The sequence below is a fragment of the Paenibacillus sp. FSL R10-2782 genome (genome assembly GCF_038592985.1).
In the GTDB taxonomy this organism is placed as follows: Bacteria; Bacillota; Bacilli; order Paenibacillales; family Paenibacillaceae; genus Paenibacillus; species Paenibacillus terrae_C.
The window spans coordinates 5,491,056-5,516,903 of sequence record NZ_CP151951.1 but is presented as its reverse complement, the minus strand read 5'-3'; the positions used below and the strand labels follow the sequence as shown (position 1 = coordinate 5,516,903).

General features: G+C 44.1%; 22 protein-coding genes and 4 pseudogenes. 17 read left to right on the top strand and 9 right to left on the bottom strand.

Features of this window, described 5'->3' with window-relative positions:
* Window position 1 precedes the first annotated feature (1 nt).
* Window positions 2-781 carry a class B sortase gene (locus tag NST83_RS25130; protein ID WP_342416087.1) on the top strand — a complete coding sequence of 260 codons (780 nt, stop codon included), beginning with the start codon at window positions 2-4 and terminating at the stop codon, window positions 779-781.
* A 333-nt stretch (window positions 782-1,114) separates the two neighbouring features.
* Window positions 1,115-2,182, top strand: a pseudogene (locus NST83_RS25125) (IS4 family transposase).
* Window positions 2,183-2,587: 405 nt separating this feature from the next.
* Here NST83_RS25125 and NST83_RS25120 read toward each other — a convergent pair.
* Window positions 2,588-3,349, bottom strand: coding sequence for an alpha/beta hydrolase-fold protein (locus tag NST83_RS25120; protein ID WP_342418044.1), 762 nt, complete (start codon window positions 3,347-3,349; stop codon window positions 2,588-2,590).
* Window positions 3,350-4,196: 847 nt separating this feature from the next.
* On the opposite strand from NST83_RS25120, the pseudogene NST83_RS25115 reads away from it, so the two are divergent.
* Window positions 4,197-4,280: pseudogene (locus NST83_RS25115) on the top strand (flavoprotein); the annotation flags it as partial.
* Between the two features lie 36 nt (window positions 4,281-4,316).
* On the opposite strand, the pseudogene NST83_RS25110 reads toward NST83_RS25115, so the two are convergent.
* Together NST83_RS25110 and NST83_RS25105 are read right to left on the bottom strand one after the other, a co-directional pair.
* A pseudogene (locus NST83_RS25110) lies at window positions 4,317-4,541 on the bottom strand (MFS transporter); the annotation flags it as partial.
* 22 nt (window positions 4,542-4,563) lie between these two features.
* Window positions 4,564-5,574: an alpha/beta fold hydrolase gene (locus NST83_RS25105; protein WP_342416086.1), complete on the bottom strand. Its 1,011-nt coding sequence runs from the start codon at window positions 5,572-5,574 to the stop codon at window positions 4,564-4,566.
* 134 nt (window positions 5,575-5,708) lie between these two features.
* Here NST83_RS25105 and NST83_RS25100 point away from each other — a divergent pair, with 134 nt between their 5' ends.
* Together NST83_RS25100 and NST83_RS25095 are read left to right on the top strand one after the other, a co-directional pair.
* On the top strand, window positions 5,709-6,605 hold the full coding sequence (locus tag NST83_RS25100) for a LysR family transcriptional regulator (RefSeq protein ID WP_342416085.1): 897 nt from the start codon (window positions 5,709-5,711) through the stop codon (window positions 6,603-6,605).
* Between the two features lie 292 nt (window positions 6,606-6,897).
* Window positions 6,898-8,016, top strand: a complete 1,119-nt coding sequence (locus NST83_RS25095; protein ID WP_342416084.1) for a GNAT family N-acetyltransferase — start codon at window positions 6,898-6,900, stop codon at window positions 8,014-8,016.
* A 9-nt stretch (window positions 8,017-8,025) separates the two neighbouring features.
* On the opposite strand, the gene NST83_RS25090 is transcribed toward NST83_RS25095, so the two are convergent.
* Complete coding sequence (locus tag NST83_RS25090) at window positions 8,026-8,238, bottom strand: hypothetical protein (RefSeq protein ID WP_342416083.1); 213 nt, start codon at window positions 8,236-8,238, stop codon at window positions 8,026-8,028.
* Window positions 8,239-8,813: 575 nt separating this feature from the next.
* Between NST83_RS25090 and NST83_RS25085 the strand changes: the two are divergent.
* Together NST83_RS25085 and NST83_RS25080 are read left to right on the top strand one after the other, a co-directional pair.
* Window positions 8,814-8,936: pseudogene (locus NST83_RS25085) on the top strand (phage tail protein); the annotation flags it as partial.
* A 294-nt stretch (window positions 8,937-9,230) separates the two neighbouring features.
* Window positions 9,231-10,610, top strand: a complete 1,380-nt coding sequence (locus NST83_RS25080; RefSeq protein ID WP_342416082.1) for an FAD-binding oxidoreductase — start codon at window positions 9,231-9,233, stop codon at window positions 10,608-10,610.
* Window positions 10,611-10,621: 11 nt separating this feature from the next.
* Here the strand turns inward: NST83_RS25080 and NST83_RS25075 are convergent, their stop codons facing one another.
* Window positions 10,622-10,939 (bottom strand): hypothetical protein, encoded by a 318-nt coding sequence (locus tag NST83_RS25075; protein ID WP_342416081.1) that lies wholly within the window; start codon window positions 10,937-10,939, stop codon window positions 10,622-10,624.
* A gap of 246 nt (window positions 10,940-11,185) precedes the next feature.
* Here NST83_RS25075 and NST83_RS25070 point away from each other — a divergent pair, with 246 nt between their 5' ends.
* From NST83_RS25070 to NST83_RS25060, 3 genes are all read left to right on the top strand, one after another.
* Window positions 11,186-12,520, top strand: a complete 1,335-nt coding sequence (locus NST83_RS25070) for an SMI1/KNR4 family protein (RefSeq protein WP_342416080.1) — start codon at window positions 11,186-11,188, stop codon at window positions 12,518-12,520.
* 78 nt (window positions 12,521-12,598) lie between these two features.
* Window positions 12,599-13,201: a class I SAM-dependent methyltransferase gene (locus NST83_RS25065; RefSeq protein ID WP_342416079.1), complete on the top strand. Its 603-nt coding sequence runs from the start codon at window positions 12,599-12,601 to the stop codon at window positions 13,199-13,201.
* 93 nt (window positions 13,202-13,294) lie between these two features.
* Complete coding sequence (locus NST83_RS25060) at window positions 13,295-13,756, top strand: phage tail protein (protein WP_137060913.1); 462 nt, start codon at window positions 13,295-13,297, stop codon at window positions 13,754-13,756.
* A gap of 188 nt (window positions 13,757-13,944) precedes the next feature.
* On the opposite strand, the gene NST83_RS25055 is transcribed toward NST83_RS25060, so the two are convergent.
* Entirely contained in the window at window positions 13,945-15,567 is a 1,623-nt protein-coding gene (locus NST83_RS25055; RefSeq protein WP_342416078.1) for an FGGY-family carbohydrate kinase, read from the bottom strand.
* Window positions 15,568-15,998: 431 nt separating this feature from the next.
* Between NST83_RS25055 and NST83_RS25050 the strand changes: the two genes are divergently transcribed.
* The 7 genes from NST83_RS25050 (at window position 15,999) to NST83_RS25020 (ending at window position 22,631) form a co-directional block, all read left to right on the top strand.
* Window positions 15,999-16,517, top strand: coding sequence for a hypothetical protein (locus tag NST83_RS25050; protein ID WP_342416077.1), 519 nt, complete (start codon window positions 15,999-16,001; stop codon window positions 16,515-16,517).
* 209 nt (window positions 16,518-16,726) lie between these two features.
* Window positions 16,727-17,224 (top strand): DinB family protein, encoded by a 498-nt coding sequence (locus tag NST83_RS25045; RefSeq protein ID WP_342416076.1) that lies wholly within the window; start codon window positions 16,727-16,729, stop codon window positions 17,222-17,224.
* An 80-nt stretch (window positions 17,225-17,304) separates the two neighbouring features.
* Complete coding sequence (locus tag NST83_RS25040) at window positions 17,305-18,300, top strand: WYL domain-containing protein (RefSeq protein ID WP_342416075.1); 996 nt, start codon at window positions 17,305-17,307, stop codon at window positions 18,298-18,300.
* Window positions 18,301-18,308: 8 nt separating this feature from the next.
* Complete coding sequence (locus NST83_RS25035; protein ID WP_342416074.1) at window positions 18,309-18,617, top strand: putative quinol monooxygenase; 309 nt, start codon at window positions 18,309-18,311, stop codon at window positions 18,615-18,617.
* A gap of 320 nt (window positions 18,618-18,937) precedes the next feature.
* Window positions 18,938-19,648 carry a methyltransferase domain-containing protein gene (locus tag NST83_RS25030; protein ID WP_342416073.1) on the top strand — a complete coding sequence of 237 codons (711 nt, stop codon included), beginning with the start codon at window positions 18,938-18,940 and terminating at the stop codon, window positions 19,646-19,648.
* A gap of 229 nt (window positions 19,649-19,877) precedes the next feature.
* Complete coding sequence (locus tag NST83_RS25025; protein ID WP_342416072.1) at window positions 19,878-20,639, top strand: AAC(3) family N-acetyltransferase; 762 nt, start codon at window positions 19,878-19,880, stop codon at window positions 20,637-20,639.
* Window positions 20,640-20,912: 273 nt separating this feature from the next.
* Window positions 20,913-22,631, top strand: a complete 1,719-nt coding sequence (locus NST83_RS25020) for a diguanylate cyclase (protein WP_342416071.1) — start codon at window positions 20,913-20,915, stop codon at window positions 22,629-22,631.
* Between the two features lie 172 nt (window positions 22,632-22,803).
* Here NST83_RS25020 and NST83_RS25015 read toward each other — a convergent pair whose 3' ends face one another.
* From NST83_RS25015 to NST83_RS25005, 3 genes are all read right to left on the bottom strand, one after another.
* Window positions 22,804-23,745 (bottom strand): NAD(P)H-binding protein, encoded by a 942-nt coding sequence (locus NST83_RS25015; protein WP_342416070.1) that lies wholly within the window; start codon window positions 23,743-23,745, stop codon window positions 22,804-22,806.
* A 91-nt stretch (window positions 23,746-23,836) separates the two neighbouring features.
* Window positions 23,837-24,724, bottom strand: coding sequence for a LysR family transcriptional regulator (locus tag NST83_RS25010; RefSeq protein ID WP_342416069.1), 888 nt, complete (start codon window positions 24,722-24,724; stop codon window positions 23,837-23,839).
* A gap of 462 nt (window positions 24,725-25,186) precedes the next feature.
* Complete coding sequence (locus NST83_RS25005) at window positions 25,187-25,465, bottom strand: hypothetical protein (RefSeq protein WP_342416068.1); 279 nt, start codon at window positions 25,463-25,465, stop codon at window positions 25,187-25,189.
* Window positions 25,466-25,848: the final 383 nt, after the last annotated feature.

Genomic DNA, 25,848 nt, shown 5'->3' with positions numbered 1-25,848 from the left:
AATGAGCAAAACTAAAAAGTTTCTTATCGCCGTTTCCTCCCTTCTGTTGGTATTTTCCCTCGTTAATATTGCGAGAACCTTTCTGGGGGATTATGCCGAGCAGCAGAAAATCGAAGAGCTGACAAAAGTTTGGGAGGAAGGGTCGAACAAAGGCGGAGGGGATGCATTCCCCTCCCTTTTGTTCAATAAGGCGAATGAGCCGGTTATGCTTCCCGAATTTCGAGAGCTTTACGAGAGGAACTCGGACATCGTCGGCTGGCTGAAGATTGACGGCACCCGAATTGAGTACCCAGTCATGCAGAATCCACAGGATGCGGAGTACTATCTCAATCATGATTTCGATAAAAAGGAAAACAAAGGGGGCCTCCCCTTTTTGGACGCGCATAGCCGGACCAACGGTTCGGGCATTTTGCTGATTCACGGACACCACATGAAAAGCGGCTGGATGTTTAAAGATTTAATGAAGTACAAGAACGAAAGCTTTTATAAAGAGCATGCTACGTTCCAGTTCAGCGCGCTTTACGAAAAGGAAGAGTATGAAATTGTTGCCGTTATTCTGTCAAAAGTTTATCGCAAATCGGACGACGTTTTTAAATACTACCAGATTGAGAAGGTAAGTACGCCCGCCGAGTTTGACTCATATATTCAGAACATCAAAAAACTCGCTCTTTACGATACGGGCGTGACAGCCCGATATGGCGACAAGCTTATTGTACTGTCTACGTGTGAATACTCAACCGAGGACGGCCGGTTAGCGGTGATTGCCCGAAAGCGTAAATGACGATATTGAAACACGGTGTCAAGCTGCTTCATATGCGTTATAGAAGAGAGGCAGGGCATTAGTGCCTCTCTTCTATTTTTTTGTGACCAATCTCTCCATCTGACGCCACCGTTTCGTTCCTTAAGCAAATGCACCTCCAGCATATCCTCTTCATACAGACAAGGAAGTGGATCATCCCTTATTAGTCATATTAGCCACCTGTAGAATCTAGGAAATTAGTGAAGACTACTACAGTATCACACCTGTTGATTAACCACTAAATGGTAGAAAAAGAGCCGTCAACTCGGTAAAATGTTTGTACCCCTACAAACTTAACCGAAAGGTGACGACTCCATGAAAAAGTCTATCACGATCCCATTCATCCTTCAATCTATTCTGACACCAGAAGAAGTGCAAAGCGTTGCCAAGGAAACAGACTATGAAGATAAAGCCCGTAAATTCACGGTAACCCACTTACTTCAATACTGGTGTGTAGCTGCCTTAGAACAATGGGACAGTTATCGTTCCGGGGTGGATCATGCCGCTCACAGTAGCTTACCTGCGGCTCATTATTCGTGTTTTTCCACCAAAGCGGCCGAAGTCCCCTTTGCTATATTTAAGGAGCTTCTTCATCGGGTCATTCACAAGTGTAGCCGAGAAACACGCCGAAAACTTGCGTTTCCCAAAGAATTACTCCTCATCGATTCGACCACCATGACGGTGGGAAAAACACGACTACCCTGGGCTCCTTATCACGGGGAGCGTGCAGGTATTAAACTTCATGTTGCTTTACGAGCCCAAAATGGGCAACCCCTTCAGGTGGTCGAAACGCTGGGTTCCAAGCATGATGGCCCCATGAGTGAAGCGTTGGCTCAACCGGACTACATTGTGGTGATGGACCGTGCTTATGGGAAACTGGAGCGTCTGGATGACTTCAAAATCCAAGGACAATCCTTTGTCATTCGGCTTCGTGACAATGTCCATTTGGAAAAGCCTCATGCCATTTCCCGTCTCAAGCCATCGGATTCAACTATCTTTCGGGATATCACCTGCCAGTTGGGGACACTGCAGTGTCGTTCCAAGCGACGTCATCGTGTGGTGATGTTTCGAGATTTTGAAGGTCGAGTCATCCGAGTCGTTACCGATTTAATGCAGGTCACAGCGGAGCAAATTGCATAGATGTATAAAGCTCGATGGCAGATTGAGGTCTTTTTCCGTTGGATCAAGCAACATTTGAATATTCCAACGCTGTTTGGGACAACCGAAAATGCGGTCTATGGGCAACTCTTTTGTGCGCTCATCGTTTATGTCCTGCTTAAATGGTTATTTGATGCCGCTCAAGGGACGTGGCCCCAACATGCCATTCTTTCCTTTGCTCGATTTTCTCGTCTTTTTCTTCTGCAAAATCTACCGGTGGAATAGCTGATCCAGATTCAGCATGTTCCTCTTAAGCGTGTCTCTGCTTCTATGAATCAAATTACTTATTCTGGTTAATCAACAGGCGTGATGTTAAAGGTATCTTTTCATGTTAGGGATCGTAAATGCGATTTTACATTATCATTCAACATAGATAGGGGTATGGAATTTGTTTATTCAACTTATAGGTGTTGGCAAGTTAAAAGAGAAGTATTTGGTCATGGGAATTCAGGAATACGCTATCATTACATCCTTTAATCTTGTACAGGGGGTCTAGTGAAGTAGGTACCTTGTCATAAAAAAGCTGGACGGAAAACATTGCGTTTTTCGTCCAGCTTTCATTTTAGAGACGTATTGGACAGTCCCATGGGCTTGTGCCACGTAAGAAGCGTGCAATCGCTATAGTTTTATTTACTTAAAGATGCGTTGCGAAAATTGATACAGCCCGCTACTCCAAACTTTCCCTTCATGTCCGCCCACATCCAGATACCACATGTGCGGGATATTCATGCTGTTCAAGCTATTATGGAAATTTTGGCTGACCGACAGCAGATTGTCAGAAGCGCCGCATGACAGCCACAGCAGTTTCAGTTGGCTGGCAACCTGAGACGGATTGGAGATGAGCTGCGTCGCCGACTTCGTATTAGGAGCAGATGAGAACGCGCCAATCCAAGAGAATTTGTCCAAATGGGTTAATCCGAAGTTCAGCGTTTGTCCGCCTCCCATCGACAAGCCGGCCAGTGCGCGATGCTGCCGATCCTTATACACCGGATAATGGGAGTCGATATAAGGAATGAGGTCATTGATCAGATCGAACTCAAACTTTTCGAAAGCGGCTACCTTGTCCGGAGCATAAATATCACCTGTCGGACGATCATCCCACATTGCGCGGCCGTTCGGGAATACCACAATCATCGGCTCCAGTTTGTTCTCGGAGTACAGGTTGTCGAGAATATTCTTCGGATTCATATTATTGAGCCATTCATACTGATCGCCGCCAATACCGTGCAGCAAGTAGAGGACGTTATAGGTTTTCGATGGTGTATAGCCCGGAGGCGTATACACCATCGCGTTCCTCGACTTGCCTACTGTTGTGGAATAATAGGAAATCTGCTGCACGTTCCCGTGTGGAATATTTTGGCGGTAAGCATCATATCCCTGCGGAGCTGGGATTACGGCGCCGCTGGCAGCCGCGACAGCAGAGCTGCTCTTCTCTTCAGAGTTGCTCTGCACTTCAGAATTGCTCTGCACTTCAGAGTTGCTCTGCACTTCAGAATTGCTCTGCACTTCAGAATTGCTCTGCACTTCAGAATTGCTCTGCACTTCAGAATTGCTCTGCACTTCAGAATTGCTCTGCACTTCAGAATTGCTCTGATCTTGTGTCTGGGACGCAGCATAGGACATCGATGGCACCAGCAACGTAGTGAATAAAACCACACTTAAAATGCGAGTTAAGGCGTTCTTCATTTCACTTATCCTCCTTGATTTGTGAATTCTCTTGGCCTTGCCGGCTTGGAGTGAACCTGACCCACTCTGTTCTGTTACTCTCTCAGAAGCTATTCTCCTTGCTACCATCCGATTGTAACCCCTTTCAAAACTGAGTGGCCTCCTCCTCTCCCGACCTGCAGCACCCACGCTCAAGAATCAAAGCAATGCGCAGTCATTAATGTAAGCGTATTCATTTTTATGGTACCATATATAACATATTATGTAAATAGGGGGCGTTAAATAAAAAGCTAACCGATAAAGATTGGAAAATCATTAGAAGAGTACAAGAATTAGGTGGTTCATTTCAATTAAACGATCAGGATAAATTTGGTTATGCTAATCATGGTTCTTTAAGAAATGCTATAAAAAATCTCGAAGAGACAAGCATCATAAGTTCTATGAAAAGTGATAAAAATGATAATAGAAGAAAAAGTTTTTAAGGCCAGCTCTTTAAGGGCTGGCCTTAAAACTTGCTCCTTAAGCCAGCGCGGTGAACCTTATCATAATTAGGAACAAATTTTTTTCAAGGAAAGGATTGGGCGATCTTCCGCATTTCAACCCTGATCTCGATTTCGATGAAGGACCTGCTTCGGTAAGAGAACTATGGACGCAGCTGCATCCTGGGTGTAACAGCTTCTTCTTCTCTGATTGCAGCCATCAGTAGCTTCTTGCGATCCATATTTATTGTTAATGCAATCAGAATCGGAGCAACAATGGCCGCTGCGAGAGCAAATACAGTCACTAGTAAACCAGCTTCGGAAGTAGCTACTCTCAAGTCCGTGGCGATCATTTCAATGACTCCTGTAATAATGTATTCAATGGTTCCAATTAGAAAAACAGCAAGTGCTAGGACATATATAATCAATTTATTTTTCAATTTAATCCGATCCTCCTCCGTTTCATTCAAGCAAGAAACTTTTTAGACTTTTATCTATAAATACGGAATCTGGTTCATGCTGTCCAATGCCTGCGCAATGCCCCCACTTGGATTCAATCGGGAGGAAGAATGCATTGGGTATATGTGATGCTTCAACTTTGTTATCCTGGGGAGGGAAGAAAAGGTCTGTACTTCCCGGCATAACCAGGGCCCGTGCTGTTATCCTGCTTAATGCAAGTTCAAAATCGCCGTTATACGTCGGATTATCGCTAATGTCACCTGCAATTCCGGTACGTAACATGGTGATCAGGTCATTCGCGTCAAAGGTCAAAAATACGTGATCCCAGTAATCGACGAGATATTCCTCCAGTGTGTGGTAGCCCTCTTGCTGATAGAGCTGCTCTAGATAATAAGCCTGAGAGAATCCCCAAGCTGCGTAGACTCGACCCATGGCTGCCAATCCCGTTTTGGGCTTCTGCGTGTAAAAGCCATTTTTCCAAGCAGAATCAGCCTGAAGGGCAGCGATCATTCCTTCAAATACAACCTTTGCATGTGGCCGGGTCATGGCAGTTCCGCCGAATGGAGCGATTCGTTTTACCATATCAGGATAACTTGCCCCCCACTGAAAGGTCTGTACAGCGCCTAGTGACCAACCTACAACGAGGGCGATTTCTGCAATACCAAACTTTTGATTCACCAGTTGATGCTGCAGTCGCACATTATCATAAATCGAAATCAGCGGAAAATTTGCTTGATGATAGGGCGGTGGCGTATTGCTTGGCGAGGAGGAGAGCCCATTGCCCAACATATTAGGGACGATAATAAAATATTTTTCTGGATCCAGAGCCTTGCCAGGTCCGATTAACCATTCGTTATCAGTATGCAAGCCGGCAAACCAGGTGGGATATACAATCACATTATTTTTGGCTGCATTTAGCATGCCGTATGTTTTGTAGGCGAGAATGGCATTTGGCAGAGTATCACCGGATTGCAGCAGAACATCTCCTAGTTCATAAATTTCATAATCCCTCATACAAAAAACTCCTTTTCATAGCTAAAGTATGGACTGCCTTCCTTGTCATCACTCTACGATGCTGCTATTGTTAAGTCAAAGAAACGTTCATAAAGAGAACGTTCATTTTTTTTGAATTAAGGAGCGGGAACTCGATGGAATTGCGCCAATTAAAAACTTTTTATACGCTTGCTTCCACACTCAACTTTACCCGAGCTGCAGAAGTGCAGAACTATGTCCCTTCCACGGTTACGATGCAAATGAAGGCCTTAGAGGAAGAATTAGGTGTCAAGTTGGTGGACAGATTGGGTAAAAATGTGACTTTGACCGATGCAGGGAGAACGTTCCTGCGCTATGCAGATAACATATTGAGTGTGGTTGAAGAAGCACAGCATGCCGTCAAGCAATCCGGCGAATTGACGGGTACGGTAGTCATAAGTGCCGATGAAACGTTGTGTACGTACCGGCTGCCGACTGTATTGCGCCAGTTTCGTTTGAGCTATCCAGGGATTCGGTTAATGTTTCGACCGCTGGCTAATTCGAATCTCAAACAGAGCTTGCGTGAAGGGGACGCTGACATTATTTTTATGCTGGATGAGGACAAGGGCGAGACAGGATTTTGCGGTGAAAAAATGCTGGATGAGCCCTTTTATTTATTGGTATCACCAGATCATCCTTTGGCTGCACATACTGCATTGACCATTGAAGATTTTCATGGCGAGACCTTATTGTTGACGGAGAAGGGATGCTCCTATCGCACTTTTTTTGATCGAAGTCTTTCACAGAAGGGCATGGGGGGAATTACCGAATTGGAGTTTTACAGTGCTGAGGCTATTAAACAATGTGCGAAAATAGGAATGGGCATTGCCATATTGCCTGAAATGGCCGTGATCGGAGAAGTGAATCGGGGAGAACTCGTTCCGTTGCCGTGGGATTTGACCGCCACATCGTTTGCAACCCAAATGTTTTGGCATGAAGAGAAGTGGATCTCGCCTGCAATCGAAGCCTTTTTGAGCTTGACCAGAGAAACCTTTTTGAAAAATAACACCTAAAGAGATTTCGCGCACAGGTGTGCAATTAGAATGATATTTTATTGACGCTCAGCCTCTGACTTGCGCCGAGTGAGTCGTTCTTGCTGAACCTTCAACTCGCATAGCCACGCGACGAACAGATTGTCATCTACGCCGCTTGATTCGAACAGCTTGAAGAACCGCTTGCGCAGGCTCTCGATGGTCGCCAGTTCCTTGTCGATCTCTACTACGCTGTTGGGCAGGATATTGAATATGCTTCTAGAATTATAGTTTAGGAAGGTAGTTTAATATTTAGACGGAAAGGGTAGGGAAAATGGTTAAATACAGAATGGCAACTCCGAACGAGCGCGATGAATGCATAGATTTAGCCAACTATGCTTTTCGCTTAGATTTTGAAACCCTGATGCCCAAAGCGTATGGAAAGAGCGTAGATTCTTCAGCCATGCATAAGGTTGCTGTGGATGAGAAAGGCAGGCTGCGCGCACAGGTGGCCGTTTTTCCAGAGCCTCTGACGGTATGTGACTATACTCTGCGAACCTGCTATTTGGGTACCGTATCGGTCCATCCACGTGCGCGTGGCGAAGGACATATGAAGGCGCTCATGAACATGTGGCTTGGAGAACTGCGCAATACGTATGATATGGTTGTATTATATGGTCAGCGACAGAGATATGAGTATTTTGGCTTCACTCTTGGCGGTGTAAAGTTCAAGTATTTCGTGGGGGAGGCCAACGTGCGCCATGCCTTAAGACATGTGAACGACACAGGAATATCCTTCTGCCCGTTATTCGAGGTTGAAGGAGCAGAATCCTTTGCGCATAGCATTAACACCTCGCGGCTTGCTTATATTGAACGTAACGTACAGCAATTGCCACTTATTTTTAACACCCTCCATCAAAATGCGCTGGGTGTCCTGGATAAAGGTAAGTTGATTGGGTATCTGATCGTAAACGAGGCAGGCGATGAAATATCTGAATTCGCGATGGAAAATACGGACGATATTTCGCGGACTATCAAGGCTTATATGGTATATAGCAGAGCAGAGCGGATTTCTGTGTATACGCCGGAGTATGACATTCCGCTGAATACGACTCTTGGCAGCATTGCTGAAGACTATGTTATCGAGACATCTGATATGTATCATATTCTGGATTTTGCCAATGTATTGAAGGCTTATCTGACGCTTAAGTTTAAGACCACAGGGATTGTCCAGGGGGAATTCTCCGCAGTCATGGACGGTCAGCCGATTACTGCGCGAGTGGATGCGAGTGGCGTGACTGTCGAGCGGTCTGCTAAGCCCGATGCAGTTGTCCTTAATAAGCAGCAGGCTCAGGCACTTCTGCTTACACAACACAGTCGTTATATGGCAGTAACTGCGCCCGTAGGATGGTTTCCCCTACCCATATTCTGGTACAAGATTGATAAGTTCTGACTAATCCAACTAATCACGATAACCCCAAATAGACAACAAAATAAGCCAGAGGCGAACACTTATGATTCTGCCTCTGGCTTTTACCTTTTTTTGGTGAATATTGCTGATCGTAGATGCCTTGGCGGCCTCATGTTGAGCCTTCCAAGCCTCCACCCGATTGATCTGGCTTGTAGCATAGCTTGGGGGAAGAGTTTTATCAACCTGCGTTATCCGACAATACATGGCCATCCCTTCTTTGGTTAGATGAGGTAGTATAAGGCTACATAGGATGGACAAGATGTTTTCCAGCTTTGGAAGAAATTTTTGGAGGAGAATTATTTCCTGTGTGCCATACATATTTATCGATAGTAAAGAAATGGACAAATCTTCATATTGCCCGGCATAGATGTCTATTTCCTCACCGTAAAAGAGCGTAAATTGATTTTGATCACTCTGTGCATGCAGATCCTCCTTTTTTGTCTTTCATATTGGCTTCGAATATATACGGTATCCTCCATAAAATGTCAACAGGTAAGTTTCTACGTGATAACGGTGGAGAAGTTACCTCGCTTCCCATCAGCCAGTAGTTTCAACATACCGTATCACAAGTGATGGTACACACGATTAGAAAAGAAAGTATTGATTCGATCTGAAATAAAGTCTGTCCATGTTTCCACAGACAGAAGGAAGTTGGAGAGAATATTCCTTCGGATCGGTGACGATTTATGTGTACCAGTAAGTTGTGATCGCAGAACCGTAACATAAATAGCAGCAATTTTTTTGGGAATAATGGGATAAAAGGAGAGATGGAAATGTCCAAGCTTTCTGAGGGGATGGAGGTACCAAAGGAGTTAGAAGGGAAGTTTAAGTTTGCTAGGCAGAAGTCAAAACTAGTTGGAACAATTCGGGGTTCGTTTTTTGTAATTAAAGGAGAATATTAAAGTAAGCGAAAGCGCAATTGGAGAAAGGGCTATCCCACAAAAGGATGGCCCTAAATCTTGCCGTTACAGCCATCGCGGTGAACCGTACCACAAGTAGTAAGATGAAGGGATTCATTGCCTCTGAGACTTTAAGTTTTAGAGGTTTTTTGTTCTTCTTGATCAGATAAACGACCACGTCTTAGTTTTACTTTTACGATATAAACTGGGCGTTTGCCGTTACTAGGACAGGTGTCCCTACATAGAAATAGGTTGATGAGAAAGGCTTATGTCATGAGCAGGGATGGTGTAAAGTAGATGGCACAAAAGTTGCAAAAGAAAAGTACACGATTAACCGGAAGGATCGTAATTCCGGGCAATCCGTCATACAATACGGCCAGAATGGAGTTTAATAGGCGCTTTTCCAAATTTCCAAGGGTCATTGTTTTTTGCCAACGAACTCAGGATGTGATCAACGCAGTCAAATGGGCTCGTGAGCGGGACATACGGCTGCGAGTGCGCAGCGGGCGGCATAGCTATGAAGGCTTCTCGGCTGTAAATGGCGGTATTATTATTGATGTGAGCGAGATGAATAAGGTTAAGGTTGATCGAAAAAATAGAGTGGCCATTGTACAAACGGGAAATCCACTTGCCCGTGTGTACAAAAAGCTGTGGGATAAGCGTGTGGCCATTCCGGCGGGGACTGCGCCCGACGTAGGCGTAGCTGGGCTTACCCTGGGAGGAGGCATTGGACTTCTTTCCCGCAAATATGGACTTACGTGCGATAACTTGAAACAAGTGAAGATGGTCGTAGCTTCGGGACGGTATGGGGCAAAGACGATTGTGGCAAACAGAAAGAAACATTCCGATCTGTTGTGGGCATCACGAGGCGGAGGGGGAGGGAACTTTGGTGTTGCTACAGAATATACATTTCGGGTTAGACCGATTTCATCGGTATCTATTTACAGTATTACATGGAAATGGAGTGATCTTGAGAAAGTGTTACCGGCTTGGCAGCGCTGGGCACCGTCTGTCACGAACCGCTTAACCTCAACAATTGAGGTGGCTGCCAAGCAGGTGGGAACCATTGTATCTACCGGGCAATTGCTTGGCGGTGCAGAGGAGCTGCGTCGATTGATTAGACCGCTCTTGCGAGCAGGCACTCCGGTGAAGGTGATGGTGAAGACAGTACCTTTTATTGAAGCAACCAAATTTTTTGCCGAATCGGACCTGAATTTGGAACCGAAGTTTAAAATAACCGGGGCCTACGGGTTCCAAGCTTTGCCGCCTGTAGGAGTACGAATTATACGTGACTTTTTATCCAAAGCACCCAACAGACATTCTAGCGTGTGGAGTCAAAGCTTAGGTGGTGCAGGAAGCGCGGTGAGTCGAGTATCGCCTACTGCAACGGCCTATCCTCATCGGAAGGCTGAGACAATCTACGAACTGTCAGCCCGCTGGAGAAACAATGGGGAGCAGGAGCGGAATATTCAGTGGGTGGAAAGGTTTCGCAGAGCGTTACGTCCCTTTGTTAAAGGGGATTATGTGAATTTTCCCGATCTGCAGATTAAGAACTGGCCCAAGGCGTATTATGGCGTGAACTTTGGCAGATTGAAGCAGGTGAAACGAAAGTACGATCCTCATAATGTGTTCCGTTTTGCTCAGAGTATTCCAGTGGATAAACAGTTCAGAAAATGACAATACGCACATCAGATCGAAATTGCTAAAAGAGCTGATAGATGCAGCTCCTTTAGCAATTTCGCTGATAGAGACGTTAAGCTGAACCGTATCATAAGGAGTGGCAAGTTTTTTTGGCGGAGATCGGACAGGCTCCTTGCTGGGCAAGGATTTTCGCAGGTGCATTCAAGCGTCTCCCTTGGTGCAGGAGGATTTGCCTGAAAGACGAGCGTGATTTTGATGTTTTTATTCTCTTTGGAAGATAGGTTTAAGATGAAGCGAGACCCGCCTGAGTACCAATAAACGAATGCATAACCGACGACTGTAATATTTCTTAATTGGCTTTTCATTATTTTCCTCCTCACTATATTTTGGTTAAAATGATCTGCGTTTGATGAGTTTAGTTAGATTCCATTCATTTGGACTTTTTCTGTGGTACTCTAAGGTGGTTCAGTGGTGACCTTAGGAGAAGATACAATGAAAACCTACTTAAAGATACATATAATTCTAAATAGGTAAGACCCATAGAGAAATAATAAAATTGCTGGATAAGCAAATAGAGGAAACCTGGCTATAGTCAACAGGAGGGTTCAAATATGTGGTTTGGGAAGAAAGAAACGCAACTGGATCGAATAAAAAACAAACTGAGTCAAGCCATGCGCAAAGACACGGCTTTCTCGGTGTTTGGAGCATCCTCACATCAATACAAGGTTAATGAGAAGCTTACTGCAAAAGAGCTGGCGGACTGGCAAGCCCACAATCAGGTCACTCTTCCTGAGCCTTACGCGCAGTTTTTAACGAAAGTCGGCAACGGAGGCGCCGGACCCTATTATGGAATTTATCCGATTGAAAAGGCAGCTTCCTATACTGAACGCCAGGCACTCCTTGCAAAATCCGTTCTGCATCCCGGGATGACCAAAGAGGAATGGAACCATCTAATTGAGCCCCTGGCCAAGGATGAGGACATCCCAGATGAGGAATACGACGACGTCTGTAATAAGGTGCTGGGCGGCATGTTGTACATAGGCACCCAAGGCTGCGAATACGAAATGTATCTCGTACTTGAAGGGAAATATAGGGGGAGAATTGTGTACACCTCCGATTTTCATCCCGATCATCCTTTTTTCTTTGTCTATGAAAACAGCTTTCTGGACTGGTACGAGCGCTGGCTGGATGAAATTATTCTGGATTATGATATCGGGTGGTTTGGCAGTCGAATGCCGGGTGATGAGAATGCGCTGATCCAGATTTATCAGAGCGCTCCAAACGAAGAAATCCAAGCAAAAGCGCTTGATGGAATGTACAAGTTTAAGAAAGTCTCTCAGCCAACCCTTGGTTTTTTGAAGAATATTGCGGAGCAAAGCCCAAAAAATCGGCCCACAGCCATTTGGCTAATCTGCAAAACTTCTTTTGACGCGGGTAGAAAATATCTTCTGGAGCTGTTGCAATCGGATGGGCATGAGGATTTTCTGCAAGCTTTACAGATTCTACATGCTTCCAGTAAAACTGCGGATTTAACGGAATTTATTCCAGTGATCTTGCAAAGGCTTGACAGGATTCACGACCCGGAAACGTTGCGTTATGCAGGGTATATCTTGGAAGATAACGGTGCGATTACTCTCCAGAACTTTGCGCCTTTCTTGTGTCACGCCGACCCGAAAATGCAAACCACGGCCATCTATGCCGCGCGTAGTTGCGAAAACAAGCTGGGAGACTGGCAGATCATTGAACAGATGTTGATGGGGGGCGGCCCGCAGGTTATGAATAACTTGATTTTATACTGCGGCATTATTCCACATGAGAAGTTGCTGCCTTACTATAAGGCGGTATGGCCGAAATATAAAAGAGATCCAAAATTCAGAGAAAAATTTATCGGTTGTTTGCGAGAACTACATTTGCCAGATGATTATTTCGACAAAGACGAATCGTGAGAAAGGTGTACATGAACCACCATATCATTCTATATTGTTATATTCAGGATTTTATTAATTTAGATTGGAGAGGTAATCATGGGAAATACGGATAAGTTTGAAATGATAGCTAATATATATGACACTTCTGAAAGAATTCAAATTGCAAAGGCATCATCTGATGCCATTCGTGAATATGTAGTTGACGCTAATAGTAAGAATGCTGTTGATTTCGGGTGCGGAACGGGTCTTGTCGGAATGAACTTGTTAAACGATTTTAATTCTATGCTTTTTCTGGATACTTCACAAAACATGATTAATCAAATAAAGCAAAAAATTTCCGATTTTAATATTCAGAATGCAGATACATTATGCTTTGATTTTGAAAAGGAAGGTCTATCGGATTTGCATGCTGACTATATTTTTATGGCTCAGGTTCTACTCCATATTCATGATGTTGAATTCGTTTTATCAAGATTATTTGATGTTCTAAATGAAGGAGGACATTTATTAATCGTAGATTTTAATAAAAATGAAAAAGTAGTTTCAGATATAGTTCATAACGGATTTAGTCAAGAAGAGCTGACTGACATTATGACTAAAATAGGATATAGAGATATTCAGTCCAAAACCTTTTTTAACGGAAGTAAAATATTCATGGGACATGATGCATCTATGTTTATTCTTGATTCACAAAAATAAACTTTTAGGCAGAAATGATCCCGTTAGTAGATTTGAGACTATTGAGTAGTGGCAAGTTTTTTTGGAAATAATGAGATAAAAGGAGAGATGGAAATGTCCTATATCGTTGATTTTAATAATGTGTCTACGGTTGGTTTAGAGTCTTCACCTGTAGTAGAAGCGCTTGCTGGTTTGCGTGCAAATGAAGCCCGTTACTTTATGAACAAATACAAGCATGAATTTACGGTTGTGTCAGCTAGTGAAAGTCAGGAGACCCTTGATTATGTGAACCGAGTTCTGAAAGAGCGTGATATTGAGTTTGCGGCCAAACCTTTAGAAACGTCACGTTTTCAAGTTGAGAATATTAAATTTGCTTACGTTTTTTATGAGGATGGTCTTGAGGTCAACGTCATGTATACGGTTGATGACCCTAAGAAGCGGGCCGTTGGTTTTAAGCTTTCTGAGGGGATGGAGGTACCAAAGGAGCTAGAAGGGAAGTTTAAGTTTGCTAGGCAGAAGTCAAAACTAGCTGGAACAATTCGGGGTTCGTTTTTTGTAATTAAAAGAGAATATTAAAGTAAGCGAAAGCGCAATTGGAGAAATCCATCCACTTTTTCTATTTGCAAAAAAGATGCGAGATCAAAGAAAGGGCTATCCCACAAAAGGATGGCCCTTCGGTTTATCTTTTCAAATGCCTTATATGAGTAATGTACTAGCTGCTTACTTGTTATTGCAATAGGGTGGACATCGATTATTTTTAATTTTCATGCTTTTGTTTTCTTCCAATTTTCCACAAAATGATCTACCGCTGCCTGCTCGATTGCCAGCCCTTCGGTGTAACGCTCCATGAACAAGGCAAAGCCATTCACATCAGCGCTGTCAGGATAGACCTCTTGTCCTTCTGCATCATTGAACACTTTAGTGGTAAGGTAATCAGCCAAGGACTCGTGCTGCTCCTTATTAGCCATGTAGGATGCCAAAATTGCCATCCCCCATGCGCCACCCTCACCAGCCGTAGACATGACCGAAACAGGAACATTCAGTGCTGCGGCACACATTTTTTGACCGACTAGCGGCGTTTTGAACAATCCGCCATGCGCCAAAATACGGTCAATCGTTACATGCTCCTTCTGTGTCAAAATATCCATCCCGAGCCTTAGTGCAGCAAACGCAGTAAACAGATGTATTCTCATAAAGTTAGCCAGATTGAAGCGGCTTTCTGGAGAACGAACGAACAGCGGACGACCTTTTGCAAGCCCGGTAATGTTCTCGCCTGAATAGTAGCCGTAGCTCAGCAAGCCGCCGCCATCAGCGTCTGCTTCCAGCGCTTTGTTGAACAGGACGCTGAATAACTGGTTCATATCGGGTTTCAGCCCCATTGCTTCATAAAATTCACGGAACAAGCCGAGCCATGCATTAATATCGCTGGAGCAGTTGTTAGCAAGAACCATGCCGACAGGGCTGCCATCAGGTGTAGTTACGATGTCAATCTCAGGGTACACCGTGGATAAATCTTTCTCTAGTACAACCATGGCAAAAATCGACGTACCTACGGAAATGTTGCCGGTACGTTTTTTGATACTATTCGTAGCGACCATGCCTGTTCCGGCATCGCCTTCTGGAGGACATAGCGGAATACCTGCTTTTAGGCTGCCCGATGGATCTAATAGTCGGGCACCAGTTTCACTTAGATATCCAGCATGTTCACCTGCAGAATAAACTTTAGGTAAAATATCTTTAAGATTCCACGGGTATTCTTTATTGGCAATTAAATCGGCAAACTGCTTCACCATATCTTCATTATATTGCTGTGCAGATTCGTCGATGGGGAACATACCAGAGGCATCCCCCATACCAAGAGCCTTGCTGCCAGTCAACAGCCAATGAATGTAACCGGACAAAGTCGTAATATAGTCAATGTTAGTGACATGCTCTTCATCGTTCAAAATCGCTTGATACAAATGTGCGATGCTCCAGCGTTGAGGAATTTTAAACTGGAATTTCTCGGTTAGCTCAGATGCAGCTGTACCCGTTGTGGCATTGCGCCATGTACGGAACGGAACCAATAGCTCTCCTGTTTGATCAAGTGCAATATAGCCCTGCATCATGGCAGAACATCCGATTGATCCAATTTTTTGCAATGTTACGCCATAATTATTCTCAACCTCTTGCTTTAATTGGTGATAAGTTTCTTGCAACCCATTAATCATTTCATTGAGATGGTAGGTCCAATAACCGTCGATCAATTGATTTTCCCACTCACAGCTGCTGGAACCGATTGTTTCAAAATTGCGGTCAATCAGTACAGCCTTGATTCGTGTGGATCCAAATTCGATGCCAAGCGACGTTTCTCCCCTGACTATCGCTTGTTTAATATTTTGATTCATAATGGAGTTGCCCCTTTCTGATTTTGAAGTTAGACCGAATATAGCATAAGGGCATGAAGGTGCATAGCCGAACTGAACGTCCAGCCGATCTTACAGAATCCGCTAAAAAAAATGCAACCTTTAAGCTTGCATAATTCGCCCTATGATAAGCTTTGATTTAATTAACTAAGTATATTGGATAGTCCGATAATGAGTTAAAGTTACTTTACCTTGAATATCAAACGATTTATTTGCCTTTATAATGATATTCTGTTGCTTTTCACGTAAAGTATCGACACTAAGTGAAGAGTGAAATTTGATGTCAGTTTAAAAGAACGGAATAGTACAGCATCCATCAAGCGATTTTGGGCGTGCGCATGCCCCATTCGCACAAGCAGGCAGTCCGCCCCTGTCGTAAACTGAATTATAATCAGTGAGCGAGGTGAACTTCCATGGCACAATCGAATGAGATGCGCGCACGGGCTAAGAAGCTTCAGGATCGTCCGGTCTGCGTCACCCTGCATAGCGGAGAGACTTACGTCGGCTACATCACCGACGTTAATTGCGGGGGGTTGGTACTTGCCAGTGCTGGAGCCCCCCCACGCGCTTCTTCCGGGAAGCAAGGCTCCCGATCTCCCAAACGCAGAGCTGGTTCGCATGCCCCGGGCGTCCGTCTCAGCAATCGGAGAAGCGGAGCGCGCAAACCGTCCGTCCGTTCGCGCTCCCGCAAGCCAGACGCTAAGGTGTCGGCATTCCTACCGATGATGGGTTCGCTGCTCGGCGGCTTGGGCGGCGCCAGTGCGGGCGTAGGAGCGCTCGGCGGTGCGCTCGGTGGCGGCCTGCGGCTGTTCGGCATGATCCAGAAATTTGTTCCGGTCGTGAAGATGGGCTACGGCATGATCAAGTCCATTCGTCCGTTCTTCGGCGCCATTCAAGGCTTGATGACCCCGGCCGCCCCGGATAACGAATAATCGTATATCTGTCAAAGGGGGCTATTCACGATAGGTGCGGACGCATATTCTGCGCGGATCAAGGGGGCGTCTCCAGCTTCTCGTGAAATTAAAGTTGACCAGCGACCATTTTTGAGAAAGCCTAAATTGAAAACACTGACCGTAACTGTCAGTGTTTTTTTTGTATGCTGGTATTGCTTAAAGCCAATAATGAAAGGGAGGAATGAAAAATGTTTACTAGGATTGAAGATTTTGCGTTAGAGTGGACTGACGAGGCAGAACTAACCGCTAGGGTGCTGGATTTGCTCACGGATGCTTCTTTGGGACAGGAGGTTATCGAAGGTCGGCGTACGCTTGGACAAATCGCGTGGCATTTGGTACATTCATTGCATTATATGTCGAGCCTGGGGCTCGTATTCGATGCTCTCTCTGGAGGAGAAGAGGCATCGGTTTCTGCCGCATTAATAGCATCGGAGTATCGGCGGATCAGCAACGATCTGCTGCATGCGGTTCGTACGCAGTGGAAGGATGGAACTTTGTTCGAATCGGTCGTAATAAACAAGGAAGCTTGGCTGAATGGAAGCTCTCTTCGTTATTCGATCATGCACCAATCGCATCATCGCGGACAGATGACCGTTCTCATGCGTCAGGCTGGCCTTCAATTGCCGAATATCTACGGCCCTACTTACGAGACCTGGATCGAAAAAGGGATAACACCTTTAGCCTAAAAAATCTTTACAATGAAAGTATTGAAGGCGGTAGAGTAAAAGTTTAAAACGAGAAAATGGCTCAGGGAGTGAAGTGCGGCATGTCCAAAGCGGATAATATGCTATCCATTCTATGGCTGCTTCGTTCGGGGAAGCGGGTGACGGCTCAACAGCTCGCGGATGATTTGGAGATTCATGTCCGTACCGTTTACCGATGCATCGATTCACTGTGTGCAAGCGGTGCCCCGATTATAGCCGATTCCGGTCCGAACGGCGGTTACCGGCTGCTCGGCGAGTTCGTCGATTCCCCGCTGCTCTTCGATTCCGAAGAGCAGAAGGCGCTAGTGCATGCGTCGGTCTTCGCCCGGGAAGCAGGCTATCCCTTCACGGATGCGCTCGTCCGAGCAATAGATAAGCTGAAGCGATACACCAATGAAGAGCAACTCGAATGGATCAACAGACACAGCGACGGGCTGGCCGTCATCCACCCTCCCACGGACGTACGCGAGCTTGAGCTGCTCAAGCATCTGGAGGAGGCCGCAGCGCGGGGAGAGTCGCTGAACATGGTCTATGCCAAAGGACCGGAGCTGGCCCGCACCAACCGAGTCCTCAATCCCTACGGCATCGTGCATTGGAAAGGGATTTGGTACGTTGTCGGATTTTGCGGTTTGCGGCAAGAGATCCGGAGCTTTCGCGTGGATCGAATAGTCCATTTGGAAGCGGCGGGGACACGCTTCGAACGTCCATCCTCCTTCTCCGCAAGGGATTTTCTTTTGCGCTCTTTGCTCCCGGATTCGCTCGACGCCGAGACTCTGGTCACGGTAAGGCTAAAGGGACATGAACACGCGCTTAATGAGCTATGCAGGCATTGGCTATTCGGGCATGCGTTAAGCGAGCGCAGGAGACCCGACGAAGCTCTCTTTAAGATCGGGGAACCGTCTTTGAAGACATACGTGCCTTACTTTCTTCTCCCATACGGGAAGTCTCTTGAAATACTTGAGCCCCTCATGCTGATCGAAAGAATGGCGGAGGTAAGCCTGGAAATGTGGAAGCACTACGAAGCGATGCCATTTAAAACAGATAATAGGAAAGGATGAAAAAAGAGATGGACAAGTTCACTATGTATGGTAAGTTGACGGCTCACCCTGGGAAGCGAGAGGAACTCATTTCATTATTGCTGGAGGCTTCCCGGAGCCTGAACGATATGGATGGCTGTGAGCTCTATATTATCAATGAATCTGTGGACGATCCCGACACGGTTTGGGTCACAGAGCTGTGGCGCGATGCCCAAGTTCATGCCGACTCTCTCAAGAACGAGCAAGTGATGGCAGTCATTCGGCGTGCAAATCCTCTAATCGCGGGCGTGGAGCCGATACGACTACGTCCGGTGGGCGGCAAGGGATTGGGCGTATAACGTGGAGCCTCATGCTCACTAAAGAAACAAGGCCGTCCTAACAGTCCGTAAATTTGTTAAGGTTCAATCGGAAAAGTCATGCGAGCTCATACAGCTCATTCGATGGAGTTTGCTGTTGGCGTAGTAGCCAGTACTCATATAGAACAAACTGGACGGAGCCATAGAACGTGGAAAGAGTTAGTAGTAATTATCAGTATTATGAATATCGCTCTTTTTTCCGATAGTCTATTTAGATAGTTGTTTGGAATAGGAACTCATAGCTCACCGAGCATTTTGTGATCCAAATAACACCTTACATATCGGGGCGGAGGAGATTTAAAGTGGATAACAAGAAACAAGAATGGCAAAATTCTTATAAAAACGGTGAAAATCACGTTTTTTATCCCCATGAAGAAGTGATACGTTTTTTTGCGAAATATATTACAAAACGAGTGGGACTCCAAGATTACAAGACCATCCACACTCACCAAGCACAACCAAGATTCCTAGATGTAGGTTGTGGTATAGGCAGACATATTATTTTCAGCAAGCAGATGGGTTTGGATTCCTACGGGATTGACTTGTCGGATGAAGCGGTAATGAAAGCTCGTGAATGGGCTTCAAGCGCTGGCATTGATCATATAGAGAGTAAAATTGTAGCAGGCAGTATTACTGAGATGCCTTGGAACGATGGTTTTTTTCAATTTGCGGGCAGTAACGGTGTATTCGATAGCATGAACTTCGAAATTGCTAAAAAGGGTATACGAGAGACTGCAAGAGTGTTAGAAAAAGAGGGGTTATTTTATTGTGATTTAATCTCTGGAGATGATTCGAACCATTCGAGGGAATTCACTGGCGAAGAAATTTGCGGTACAGGGCACGAACAAGGAACTGTGCAAATGTATTACAATTACTCAAAAATTCTGGACCTGATCGGCAGCGACTTTGCTATTGAAGAGATTGTGATGATTCGTAATGAAAATATATTAACAGGAGTTTTCCACTCCAGGTATCATTTGGTGCTAAGAAAACGGATGAATTCAGGAGGCTAAATCCATAGGTGGCCGAGAATTGAGCTGTGGGTCCTGAGTTTTGAGTTATACGAGTTAAGGGAAGGTGCACCCCACGCCTTCCTTTTTTTATGAGAAAAAGGAGTACCCTATCGGGAAGATAGCTATGATTCTGGACAAGCAGTCTTTTCGTTGTCTTTTCAGACAGCGCGGTGAGTCGTATCATAAATAATAGAAAGTTTTGGTATAATAACCCGGGAGGGAGAAGAACATGCACACGATAGAGAGCTTAATGAAGCAATTAGAGCAAATGGGTATTGACAGCAAAGGGACATTGTTGGTCCATTCTTCGATGAAAAGTATGGGGGCGGTCGAGGGTGGTGCGGACACAGTCTTGGATGCGTTTACAGAGTACATGAAGGATGGGCTGCTGGTGTTACCTACCCATACGTGGTCCTACATCAATGCGGATAATCCCAGATTTTACGTGGATCAGTCAGCTTGCTGCGTCGGTATCCTACCTGAACTTTTTCGCAAAAGGCCTGGCGTGATACGTTCGTTACACCCCACCCATTCGGTGGCAGCATTAGGTCGGGATTCCATAGCTTTCACCAACGACGATCATCGTTATGATACGCCATGCGCAAGAGGCTCCGCCTGGGGAAAGCTGCTCGATCGAAAGGCGACCATCTTGTTGGTTGGGGTCGATTTAAAACGCAACACATTTATCCATGGCGTTGAAGAATGGGTGGACATCCAGGGCAGGTTAACGGATGAGCATGAGATGCTTTATACGGTTCTACCTGATGGAACAGAAATCCCTGTACCTTCCCGCAGACATTGTGGGCTGTCGTGGTCGGAGCATTTTTGGAAAGTAGATGAGGTTCTTGAACGTAAAGGTGCGATGTATAAGGGACAGCTTGGCGATGCGGTTGTAAGGGTTTGTGATGCGGCTATGGTGGCGGAAGCCATCACGGAAATGCTCAAGGACAATCCGGATTTGTTCTCGGATAATCTTCCCTTGGATCATTAATATGGATTATGAAAGGGCTGTCCGGTAACGGAGGGCCCTAAAAACTTGCCGTTACAGACAATCCGGTGAACCGTCAGAGATTGGACTGCGATTATGTAAGCTGGCTCACTCTTTTTGCTGTATGATAAGATGTAGTTAATTTAACTAAACGCAATAGTAAAGAAATGTTTTTTGAAGGTTCATTTAAGAGTTAAGGAATATACTATTTGAGGATTTTGCAGAATCCCGTATTTCAATGAATCGTAGTTGTCGAATCAAAAAAGGAGAAGATTTGTGAGCCCATCAGTATGGTATGATCTCGTTTTATTCCTCCTATTGTTTGCTTTATATGTTTATGTTTTTGCTACCGTTAGGATTACAAACTTACATAAGGTTTACTTCTTATTTCATTTTTTAATGATGCTTTGGCCATTGTGTCAATTTGCTACAGATATGGCTCATGATCGGCGGTTGCAGTTGTTTTATGTGACCATGTCCTTTGTCTCACTCTCCATGTTGGGGAGCGGTTGGCTTCTTCTTACCGTTTTTCTTACCGGAAATGCTGATAAATTAGGAAAAAAAAGATTATTCCTGTTGTTTACGCCAGCGGTTATTGCAGCAGTTGGTGTGGTCATGAACCCGTTTAGTCTGTTTGTAGCTCCGCTGGAGGGCGGTTACATCGATAGAGCATATGGCCCATGGTTCTGGATTGTGATCGTTATTCTGGTCAGCTACTTTTTTGCTTCCCTCTCTGTTTTGTTTCGGACATTGCATTCCTCCCAAACGTCACCAACGATTAAAAAACAAGTAAAAATAACGCTGTGGGGAATATTCGTGCTGTTCGCTTTTGCAGGTAGCGACGCCCTTCTTAATGTGGTCCTAAGCGAGTGGTTGCCGATCATTCCAGGATTGACTTCTCTTGGGATTTTTCTTTCAGATTTATTTTTCGTATATGTCATTAAAAAATACAATGTGTTTGATCTTGTTTACATCGCTCATGAGGATGTGATCAATACGATTCCATATGGAATACTTGTGCTAGATGAAAATGAATCCATTGTTGAAGTCAACAAAGCTTTACAATCCTTTATAGATCTACATGTGGGCGATCATTTTGATATGGAGGCGTTTCTGGGGTCTGTTCGTGTAGAGGGCAGTAGCAAGAGGTTTCTGGATCATTATAAGCAAAAAGAAAATACCTTGTCTCAAATGGAAATCATCGTTGAGCGCGACAGCGCGCGTCATTTTATACTACAAGCTTCTTCGATTGTTGATTCTTACCGTATGCAAATCGGTCATATCCTTACGTTTCAGGATGTCTCACAAGAGCGCTATCTTGTTAAAGAAATGAATCGGCAGAATGAGATCCTTCAGGAACGAAATCATTCACTTGATCGCATTCGCCATGAGTTATCCCAAGCCAATCGACAACTTGAAGAATTAGTCCTTACGGACAGTTTAACAAACTGCTACAATCGCCGTTATTTGACCCAACACCTGACTCATGAGGTGATTACCAATATTCATTATAAAACCCCGTTTTCACTCATACTCTTCGATATTGATTTCTTTAAAGCTATCAATGACCGCTATGGACATGTAAAAGGGGATGAAGTTCTTTATCGTACTGCTCAAGCAGTCAAACAATCCATTCGTAGTACCGATATTCTAACTCGATATGGCGGGGAGGAATTCATGATCTACCTTCCGCATACAGAACGCCAGTTAGCCGAACAATTAGCGGAACGAGTGAGATTATCGGTAGAGTCGAACCACATTGAAATGGAGCATGAGATCGAACAGGTTTCCATTACGATAAGTATAGGGATTTTATCCATTGAGGATTTTGATCATGAACATGTACTGGACAATCCAGAAGAGTATTTAATCCAACTTTTTGCTGCAGTAGATAAGGCACTTTACCAAGCCAAGCAAAATGGACGCAATCGGATCGAATTTGCAGAATTCCAGAGTAAAAAGGAAGGATACTCATATCATACAAGTAATTTTTGAAACTCATATTAACGTAAGTAACTATGAAAATTCGGCACACAAAAAACTCTGGGTTCCTTGGTGCAGGTACCCAGAGTTTCGTTTTGTTGATGATATGCTGGGAGCCGCGCGGCCCCACTCTTCGGTCATACATCGGCTTCCAATCTCTCCGCAAGCATTGTCATGACTTGGATTAATTATCTTTGGAGTGTCGTTCACCCACTTGGTACTCATCCGCATGTTCAAACATATATTTTACCGTTACGGGATCTTGACCCGTCAGCTTCTTGAAGTCATCCGTAAATATATCCATTTTCCCTAAGCGAATCGCTTGTCCAAAGGTAACCATACCTTCAGAAGAGAAGGGGGCTTCGGAATCTTCTGCAAATTTGCCATCCGTTGTTCTGGGGACTCCCATTGCATCAAATACGCTGTAATTTTCTTCATCCGTGATCTGCTTGTAGGTTACATGATGACCCGTTACTTCATTTCCAATCTCGATAAAGTCGGACATTGTTATTAATTCAGGACCATTTATATTTAATATCGCCTCGTGATAATTGCTCGCTGCTAATGCATAAGCGACAGCTTTTGCACAATCTTTCCGTGAGATATAGGCCATCTTGCCGTCACCCTGGTTATTTTTCAACACGCCGTCAGACTTCACATAGGTGAAGTAATTGGTAACCATAGCCTCCGCATATTGCGAATTACGCAGGAAAATATAATCTAACCCGACACTTTTGATATAATCCTCGGTATACACATGGTCCAGTTTTTCAACACTTGGATTGGATTCATCAGCCGCGTTAACCAATGAAGTATAGATGATTTGTTTTACTCCTGCTTCTTTCGCCGCATCGACTACGTTTTTGTGTGCATTTTGGCGCTTTATCCCCACAAAAGGCATGGAGATTAAAGCAAGCTTATCTGCATTAGCAAAAGCTTTTGCAAGACCATCTATTTTATTGAAATTGGTCACATGCGTTTCAATACCTTGTTCTGCATACTCTTGTAATGATGCCGGATCATATGCACAAAAAATTACTTGGTCTTTTTCCACTAATTTTAATAAATATTCAGCCGCTTGTCTGCCTAGATTGCCATCTACACCTGTTAATAATAATTTACCCATGCTCGTCGTCACTCCTTGCTGAAATGATCTACATTTATATATTATGTGAAAAAAAGAACAATGTATAACACAAAAAACTTATGGACTATTGCTAAAACGAATTTTGTATTTGATGCAGGAATGAGTATAATGCCGGATTTGAATTATTTTTTAAGTAGCCTATTTCGATTTTAAAAGTATGGTGTGAATCATGTATGGGAATGAATCGGACCTCTTCTTTCAGGTCAGCAAGATCATAGTTATCTGGAAAAAAGCCAATTAAATTCTCTGTAATGATATAAAACAGCTCGGTTTCGACATCGTCTGCGGTTCTAAGGATGTTGGGCTGGTAACCATCTTCCATGGCATGTTGAATCATTAAATAATAGGAGTCCCCAATAATCATTGGATTCAGCATGACAAGCGGATACTTATATAATTCATCCTTTGAGATGGATTCACAACAGAAGAGGGGATGTTGTTTACTTACAGCCGCGTAGTATCGCCCGCTATATAATGTATGGGTTAGGATTTCCTTTTTTCCTGTAAACTCTGAGTCAAAGGCAACGGCCACGTCATATATTCCTTTTTGCAAATACTCGGCGATATCCTTTAGCAATACTTTGTTTAATTCAAGTTTAATCTTTGGATGATGTTCTTTAAATGATGGAATGAATTTTAACAAGCTTTGGATATCTGTGATTGCAGCATATTCGATACTCAATAGTTGGGTATTATTTTTCTGAAAATTTTCCATGCTTGTTATCATATGATTATATTGCTTCCAGAGCACGACGGCCTCTGCATAAAACAGCCATCCCGCTTTTGTGGGCTCAATCGGAATTTGTTTTCTGTCAATCAACTGAATGTTAAACTCATTCTCAAGCGCGGCAATTTGTTGGCTAATCGTAGTCTGCGATACAAAATTTTTCTTTGCTGTTTCTGTAAAATTTCTACATTTAACGAGATCTATAAAATATTTTATCCTTTTTAAATTCATGTTTACCTCCAATGGTATGAAATTGATAAATAAAGAATAAGCATAAGGATTTCCGCTACAGATTCTCGGGTCCTTATGCTTTCTCTGGATTCTATTTTTTGTAATAAGAAATTCGCCAAAACTATCACTATCATGAGGAATAATTTCATAGGGCAAATCGTAGATGGAACATATTATGGTATTGGTCGTTGGGTAAGAAAGATAAATTCTCATTAGTATATCACGCTTACAGGTTCTTAGACATACCAAGCAGACATGCAAAATGTGAACTCAAGTATTTGCTGACCCATAAGTAGGGTTATGACTCAAGGTGAAACTCAATCCGTTTTTAAGGTGAAAGCTAAATACTGACCTTATAAATATCTGCAACAAAGGATAGTCCCGCGGGATTCGGAAAGGACATGTACTGATCATAGTTTACTACTGTAAAGGAAACGATTACTTTATATAGGCCAGCCGGGATCAGTCCGGTGGTGATGGAATAACAGCGAATCGTCTGCCAATTAAAAGGGGGCACAAGAATAACAGGCGTGGGGTCCATGCTTCCGTCCAATAGCAGGAAACCCAACGGTGGTCGATATAAGTTCCAGCCGCTACCTGTACGGTTCCTTGGGGGGCTACCGCAGCTACGCCCTCTGTAATCGTCCCGAATGCATTGGTTCCGATGATCATTCCTGGACCTACCACCGTTCCAATTGGAAGTCCGACCCAAATGCTATTAACGAAAACTTCCTCGGGCATCTTCCTGCTCTCCTCCCTTGATCACCTTCGCTACTTAGCTTTAATACCTGACTCCATAGTATTCACCCAATATGATGAAGTATCTGATGGCCATGCTAGTATTTTATGAAACGATAAATGAAAGAGTGCAAGATATTATCCCTTACCTCGGGCGAAAATACCCCATCATAAACCTATTTTTTTAAAAATAGGCTTAGTCTAGCTAACGACGACTATTAGAAGAGCTGATACAGTGCAAGGGCACTGAGAATGAATACAGCTAATAAAAATTGTTTTGTATCCGTAGTGTTGGGTTAAAATTAGAGCTAAAAGTTTTGCTTCGAGAACGACGATGTAACCTGCCGTTACAGGCAACGTGGTAAACCGTGTTATAATTAAAATAA

What these genes read in the sequence shown, in the direction of transcription:
- NST83_RS25040 (WP_342416075.1), top strand. Translation starts at nt 17,305, where the DNA reads ATGTCCAAAGCGGATAATATGCTATCCATTCTATGGCTGCTTCGTTCG.
- NST83_RS25050 (WP_342416077.1), top strand. Translation starts at nt 15,999, where the DNA reads ATGGCACAATCGAATGAGATGCGCGCACGGGCTAAGAAGCTTCAGGAT.
- NST83_RS25065 (WP_342416079.1), top strand. Translation starts at nt 12,599, where the DNA reads ATGGGAAATACGGATAAGTTTGAAATGATAGCTAATATATATGACACT.
- NST83_RS25080 (WP_342416082.1), top strand. Translation starts at nt 9,231, where the DNA reads ATGGCACAAAAGTTGCAAAAGAAAAGTACACGATTAACCGGAAGGATC.
- NST83_RS25005 (WP_342416068.1), bottom strand. Translation starts at nt 25,465, where the DNA reads ATGCCCGAGGAAGTTTTCGTTAATAGCATTTGGGTCGGACTTCCAATT.
- NST83_RS25010 (WP_342416069.1), bottom strand. Translation starts at nt 24,724, where the DNA reads ATGAATTTAAAAAGGATAAAATATTTTATAGATCTCGTTAAATGTAGA.
- NST83_RS25095 (WP_342416084.1), top strand. Translation starts at nt 6,898, where the DNA reads ATGGTTAAATACAGAATGGCAACTCCGAACGAGCGCGATGAATGCATA.
- NST83_RS25070 (WP_342416080.1), top strand. Translation starts at nt 11,186, where the DNA reads ATGTGGTTTGGGAAGAAAGAAACGCAACTGGATCGAATAAAAAACAAA.
- NST83_RS25090 (WP_342416083.1), bottom strand. Translation starts at nt 8,238, where the DNA reads ATGTATTGTCGGATAACGCAGGTTGATAAAACTCTTCCCCCAAGCTAT.
- NST83_RS25105 (WP_342416086.1), bottom strand. Translation starts at nt 5,574, where the DNA reads ATGAGGGATTATGAAATTTATGAACTAGGAGATGTTCTGCTGCAATCC.
- NST83_RS25035 (WP_342416074.1), top strand. Translation starts at nt 18,309, where the DNA reads ATGGACAAGTTCACTATGTATGGTAAGTTGACGGCTCACCCTGGGAAG.
- NST83_RS25055 (WP_342416078.1), bottom strand. Translation starts at nt 15,567, where the DNA reads ATGAATCAAAATATTAAACAAGCGATAGTCAGGGGAGAAACGTCGCTT.
- NST83_RS25130 (WP_342416087.1), top strand. Translation starts at nt 2, where the DNA reads ATGAGCAAAACTAAAAAGTTTCTTATCGCCGTTTCCTCCCTTCTGTTG.
- NST83_RS25015 (WP_342416070.1), bottom strand. Translation starts at nt 23,745, where the DNA reads ATGGGTAAATTATTATTAACAGGTGTAGATGGCAATCTAGGCAGACAA.
- NST83_RS25075 (WP_342416081.1), bottom strand. Translation starts at nt 10,939, where the DNA reads ATGAAAAGCCAATTAAGAAATATTACAGTCGTCGGTTATGCATTCGTT.
- NST83_RS25100 (WP_342416085.1), top strand. Translation starts at nt 5,709, where the DNA reads ATGGAATTGCGCCAATTAAAAACTTTTTATACGCTTGCTTCCACACTC.
- NST83_RS25060 (WP_137060913.1), top strand. Translation starts at nt 13,295, where the DNA reads ATGTCCTATATCGTTGATTTTAATAATGTGTCTACGGTTGGTTTAGAG.
- NST83_RS25045 (WP_342416076.1), top strand. Translation starts at nt 16,727, where the DNA reads ATGTTTACTAGGATTGAAGATTTTGCGTTAGAGTGGACTGACGAGGCA.
- NST83_RS25025 (WP_342416072.1), top strand. Translation starts at nt 19,878, where the DNA reads ATGCACACGATAGAGAGCTTAATGAAGCAATTAGAGCAAATGGGTATT.